Origin of the sequence: Dialister sp. UBA1703 (assembly GCA_002320515.1) — a bacterium.
Lineage (GTDB): Bacteria > Bacillota > Negativicutes > Veillonellales > Dialisteraceae > Dialister.
The window spans coordinates 1-6,086 of record DCJJ01000146.1; the positions used below are offsets into that span (position 1 = coordinate 1).

3 protein-coding genes are annotated in these 6,086 nt (G+C 56.3%); all 3 read right to left on the minus strand.

The features are described from left to right. Window positions 1–230: 230 nt before the first annotated feature. On the minus strand, window positions 231–1,007 hold the full coding sequence (locus B2Y11_RS06425) for a TatD family hydrolase (protein WP_291057459.1): 777 nt from the start codon (window positions 1,005–1,007) through the stop codon (window positions 231–233). Beyond that, complete coding sequence (locus tag B2Y11_RS06430; protein ID WP_291057461.1) at window positions 983–2,800, minus strand: sensor domain-containing diguanylate cyclase; 1,818 nt, start codon at window positions 2,798–2,800, stop codon at window positions 983–985. Before B2Y11_RS06430 ends, B2Y11_RS06425 begins: the two co-directional genes overlap by 25 nt. Window positions 2,801–3,931: 1,131 nt before the next feature. Next, complete coding sequence (gene lonC, locus B2Y11_RS06435) at window positions 3,932–5,845, minus strand: Lon family ATP-dependent protease (protein WP_291057463.1); 1,914 nt, start codon at window positions 5,843–5,845, stop codon at window positions 3,932–3,934. Window positions 5,846–6,086 lie beyond the last annotated feature (241 nt).

A 6,086-nucleotide genomic window follows, 5' to 3' on the forward strand; every position in this document is an offset into this window, starting at 1 on the left:
ACCGATAGGATGCTCCATCGCGGTCCTGACCGCCAATCGGCGGCCCCCTGAGCGGAGCTCGGTTGGACGGTTTTCGCTGCCCCAGGCAGCGGCATATAAAACTACCCTCTGAACCAGCCCGCTCTGCACACCGAACCCATCGTTCAGAGCGCAACACGAACGATAGAACCCGGGCGCCGAAAGGTGCCTGAACCCTCAAGCTCCAAAGGGGCTTGTCCTTAAAGCTTCTTCTATCGAATGCCGAAGACTTTTTCCGTATTTTCCAAAGCGTGAAGGCGGAGGTCTTCTGCGGTGACGTGCATGTAGGAGGCCAGGGTTTCTACTACGTAGGTGATGTTCTGGGGGACGTTGGTTCTTTTGAGATGGAAACCTCTGGGGGTGAGGTAGGGGGCGTCGGTTTCGACCATGACCCTGTCCAGGGGGAGGATGGAGACGGCGTCCCTCAGGGCGTCTCCTCTTCTTTCATCGCAGATCCAGCCGGTGATGCCGATGTAGAAGCCCATGTCCAGGAGTTTCCGGAGGGTTTCTTTGTTTCCTGTATAGCAGTGTACCACAGACAGGGGGCAGATGTCTTCATGTCCTTTGAAGCAGGCCATGAAGTCGTCTTCCGCGTCCCGGAGATGGAGGAACATGGGTTTATGGAGTTCTTCTGCCAGGCGGATGAGTTCTTTGAAATAGTGGAGCTGGTTTTCTTTTCTGGCATACATGCGGTCGTAGTCCAGGCCCGTTTCCCCTACCATTTTGACGGCGGGGTTGGTGAGGATGATTTCCCGGATGCGTTCCACGTCTTCTTCCCGGGCATGGTCGGTGCTGTGGGGATGGATACCGGCAGTGCCATAGAGGTCATGGGTTTTGGTGAAGTCATTCACCAGTTCGTTGTCTTTCCGGTCGGAGCCGGTTAATATGCATTTGATTCCCGCCGCTTCGGCGTCTTCTATAATCTTTTCCGGGTCGGGAAAGGAGGGGGTGAAAAGGTTCAGTCCTATGTCGTAGTATCGTATGTCCATTTAGTGCTCCTTTGCATAAAAGAAGGAGCTGCAGAAAAGGGTATCATTACTTTTTTCTGCAGCTTTTTCTCCAGGTTTTCTTCATAAAGAAATACGTAGTATACCCAGCCGTAGTTATCATTCCGGGCCAGGTGGCCTATCATTTCCACGGGCCGGAGATTTCCCTTCAGAGTCAGGATGGATTCATGGAGGAAATAGCTGTTTCGGCGGTTTTCCGGATTATGAATCTGCCTTGCCATTTCTTTGCCCATGGCTGCCCGCCTGTTTTCAGGGAATATGCGGTCTGCCTCCATGGCTGTGTATTTCATGAAATCGTCCAAACTATCCGCTTCCATCAATTCCACGAGACGGCTGCTGGCAAAGAGGATTCGTTTGTCTTCTGCCCGGTATATAATCATGGCGCCGGGCATCTGGTTTCCTATGTCCGTAAGGTTGAACCCCAGCTGGGTGCGGGTGTCTTCCAGCACCACGCGGGAATCGAATTCCTTCCACCTTGCTTTGCCGTTCAGTTTGGCGCCGTAGAGAGCATAGTCCGCCTTGATGCAGAGGCTGCGGTAGTCTGTGTCGTGATCGGGATAGCGGGCAAATCCCAGGGAAGAGAAGAAGCGGACGGCTTTCCCTTTGTAAATAATTTCATGGGGCCGGCTGGTGAAGGTGTCAATGGCCTGTGCGGCCTGGGCGGTGAACCCATATCTGCAGAAGATAATAAATTCATCGCCCCCGTTTCTGGTAATGACCGCCCGGTGGCCGAAGGTTTCCTTCATGTCCTTTGTAAACTGGCAGAGGGCTCTGTCCCCCGCTTCGTGACCGTAGACGTCGTTAATGATTTTGAAATTATCAATATCCACTGCCAGCACCAGTGCCGGCCTTCCTCCATGCATTTCCAGGCAGCGCTTCACCGCCCAGTCGCCGCCGTTTCTGTTGTACACGCCGGTTAATGCGTCGGTGGTGCCCATGCGGTGCAGGCGGGCATTGCGGCGCAACAGCACGCCCACCGCCAGCGCAGTCATTACGCCGGCCCAGGTGGTGAGAATCATGAGCCAGGGGTTTACCCAGGGGCCGTCGGGCCGAAGGTCAATGATCCAGATGTCGTCGAAAAGGACGCGCTCAAGTGTCAGGGCATCATGGCTGTAATTGCCGTTTTCATAGAGAGACCGGATAGTGCCGTCTCCTTCCCGATGGAAGAGGCCGCAGAGCACGTACTGATCCTTCAGGTTTGTAATATTGGCATCGTGGAGGAAGATGTCCGTATCAATGATGGCTATGATATAGCCCCAGAATTGGCGGCTCCCGTCTTCCCCAGTCAGGTAGACAGGGCGGAGCACCACAATGTCATAAAGATTCTCCCCCACTTCCACGGAAGGGGTAATGCTCACCTTCTCCGCTTTTCGTGTATTCTCCGCCACCTTCCCGAGCGGGCTGTCCTCTACATGCAGGAAATACCGTATATTGCTGTCCTGATTGTATCCGTGAAAGGTTCCATCCGCCTGGACGAGCTGGATACTGCGGAGGGCGGCATCCATTTTCACAAAGTCCGCCAGTTTGGCCTGATCCGGCACGGCCTTCCCCTCTTTTTCCACCACCCGGCCTTCCATGATTTCCGTAATATCCACATACCGCTGGAGAGACTGTTCTATCCAGGCCAGGCGGGCCTCACCTACCTCGTGGAAACTGGCCTGCATATCGGTGTACATGGAATGGTACAGGGCGGCGTCAAGCAGAAGGACTGCTATGAAGATGATAGAAAAAGCAGGCATGGATACAAGGCAAATCAGCTCCCTCAGCTTTTTCATACCCATCATCTCCCGCTGTATCCAATACCTGCTTTTTATGCATGTATTATAAAAACAATTATAACCTATTTATTTTATAAAGAAAAGGGGACAGGGGGCCGGGGGAAGGGTTCAGAGGGTGGTGGATTGCCGCCTTTGGCGGCAATGAGTGTATATGCTGCTTCGCAGCAGCGGAGTGGACTCGCTGCGCTCGCCGCCAATACGGGAAAAGCACTTGTAACTCATCTCTCCATATACCGTTCTGCTGAATTGGCCACCTGCGGTGGCCACCCCCTATCCGGCTACGCCGGACTTCCCCAAAGGGAAGCGTGTCACTTGGTTCTCAGGTCGCTTCCGCTCCCCTACGAACCAAGTTCCCTTGCCACCCCTATTCAGGGGGCAGAACAACCCGCGCTCTGCATTAAGCCACTTATGAGAAAATAGCCTCGCGGAGCTTTGTTGTCCCACCGCTTGCGGGGGGGGAAGGTGGTGCCGAAGGCACCAAAGGGGGACGGGGCCTCTGGCCCCGAAGGTTCTTAAGGTTCTAAAGTTTGACCGGCCTTCGGCCGGAAGGTTCTCAGGTTTGACGGGCCTTTCAGGCACAAGGGTGGTGGTGGCTGCTGGCGCCGCAGGTTTTATATGGCCGCTTTGCGACCCGGGGTTCAGAGGGTTCAGAGGGAAAGGTTCTTAGGATTGACCGGCCACGGGCCGGAGGGTTCTTAGGTTTGACGGCCCTTCGGGCCGAGGGTTGTGGTGGCGCCCTGCGGGCGCATTATAAAATGGCGCCGGAGGCGCCCACCTCTCCAGCGGCAGCGATACTACATAACTTCCTTTGAACCAGCCCGGAAGGCGGAGCCGTTCCCGGGCCGAACCTGAGGTGCTAAGGGGACTTGCACCGACAGCACCTTGAACCGGATGCCGAAAGGCACCTGAACCCTCTTGCTTTCGGGAATACAGTTTTCTGCCGTCTGACCGTCTGACCTTCCCGCCGACCGGTATTTACCGGCTTTCCCTCACTTACTATTCTGACCGAGATCCTTCGCTGCGCTCAGGATGACGAGCAAGCGGCGGAAAGCGGACAGCGGATAGACGACAGATGACAGCGGTCTTCACTGTCCCACCAGCACACTAGAACACCAGCCCACTATCCCACTATTTCACCAGCATGGTATCCAGTACGTTCCTGATATGGGTAACGGGGATGACATCGATGCCAAGTGTTTTGGCGTCGATGTCCGCTTTGTTTTCCGCCGGAATGAGGATGCCTTTCATGCCGGCCTGGCGGGCGCCGAAGGCTTTTTCCATGACGCCGCCTACCGGTTTCACGTCGCCGGAGAGGGAGATTTCGCCGGTGACGGCCCAGTCCTGGCGGAGGGGGATGTTTTCCAGGGCGGAGACGATGGCGCAGGTGATGGCGGCGCCGGCAGAGGGGCCGTCGATGTTGCCTCCGCCTACGATGTTGACATGAAGGTCGTAGTCCGAGAGATCTTTGCCGGTGACGAGGCGCACTACGGCGGCAGCGGTGGCCACAGAATCTTTGGCCATGGAGCCGGCGGTGTCGTTGAAGCGAATGGTGCCTTTGCCTTTTTCTCTGGCAGGGAAGACGGCGGTTTCGATTTCTATGGTGCTTCCCCAGTAGCCGGATACGCCAAGGCCGTAAATGTGGCCTACTCTGGGGTTTCCTTTCTTCACGCGGCCTACCCAGGGGGAGAGGCGGCTGGCCTGGGCGGTGCGTTTCATGAGGTCCAGGGTAATGGTGACTTCATAGGCGTTTCCGCTTTCGTAGACGGCGAGGCCGTAGGCGTCGGCCAGGAGGCTCACCGCCTTTCTGCCTTCCATGGTGTAGGTGCTGATGAGGTCAGCCACCCCTTCTTCCAGATGGACGTGGAGTTTGTCCGCCGCATGGCGCACGATTTCCACTACATCCCTGGGCTGGAGGGGGTCGAAGAAGACTTCGGCGCAGCGGGAGCGGATGGCGGGGTTGATTTCTTCGGGCTGTCTTGTGGTGGCGCCGATAAGGATGAAATCGGCAGGTGCGCCGTCCTTGAAGAGTTTCCTGATGTAGTCCGGTACGGCAGGATTGTCTTCGTCGTAGTAGGCGGATTCAAAGTACACCCTTTTGTCTTCCAGTACTTTCAGGAGTTTGTTCAGCATCATGGGGTCCAGTTCGCCGATTTCATCGATGAAGAGGACACCGCCGTGGGCTTCGGTGACCAGGCCGGGCTTCGGTTCCGGTATGCCGTCGTCCGCCAGCTGGCGGCTGGCGCCCTGGTAGATGGGGTCGTGGACGGAGCCGATGAGGGGGTTGGTAATGTCCCGTTCGTCCCAGCGGAGGGTGGTGCCGTCGCATTCCACGAAGGGAGCGTTTTCACCGAAGGCGGTGTAGGACAGTTTCTTCGCTTCGTCAAGCACCAGCCGGGCGGCGGTGGTTTTGCCCACTCCCGGCGGCCCGTAGAGGATAAGGTGCTGGGGATAGGGGGAGGCGATGCGGGAGAAGAGGGCTTTCACCGCCCGGTTCTGGCCTACGATTTCCGAAAGGTTCCGGGGGCGCACCACGTTCATAATGGTGGTGGTGAGCTTCACTTTGTCCAGGGCTTCCAGTTTTTCCATTTTGCGGCGGCTCTGGGGCGTTTCCGTGTCCCCCGTCTCTTCGTCTATGATTTCCTGGCGGATTTCATCTACATACTCCTGGTGCCTTTCTTCGAGACGGTCGGCAATTTTTTCTTCCAGCTGCCGTTCCACCGCCTGGCGGGCCAGCATTTCCGCCAGTTTATCTTCCAGTTTGTCCAGAATGGCGGGAATGTCTTCGTCCGTAGGCACCCGGGTGTAATCCCTGCTTTCGAGAATGAGCCGCTCCATGCCCAGAAGGCGGATGCGGGGATTTTCATCATGTATGTATTTCAGCGCATTGTACCGGCTGGCCTGCACGATAATCTGCTCGGAGCCCATAATACCGGCGTAAATGCTGTATATGGCATTGATCTGCCTTTTCAGTTCTTCATCGGAAAAGCTGCTGCCGTCTACATGGTTCATGAGACGGCCGATTAAATCTTTTACATCTTCCACAGAAATCCCCTCCTTTATTATTATATTGACACGCCGCAGGCTGCTCCATGCAGATACGATGCTAAACTGTATTCCCGAAGGCCCTCGCGCCATTTCGGGCGCGAGGGTTGAGGCAGCCATCGGGCCTGACGGCCCTGGGCCGCCAGGGTTCTGTCCGGGACCGGCTACGCCTCCCGGACAGGTTGAGGGCTCCGCCCAGGGTAGTTATGTAGAATTGTGGAGGTCCTGCATAGGACCTCCA

Bases quoted from the DNA above. Each gene is read 5' to 3' on its own strand.
- B2Y11_RS06425 (WP_291057459.1), bottom strand. From the start codon at position 1,007: ATGGACATACGATACTACGACATAGGACTGAACCTTTTCACCCCCTCC.
- B2Y11_RS06430 (WP_291057461.1), bottom strand. From the start codon at position 2,800: ATGAAAAAGCTGAGGGAGCTGATTTGCCTTGTATCCATGCCTGCTTTT.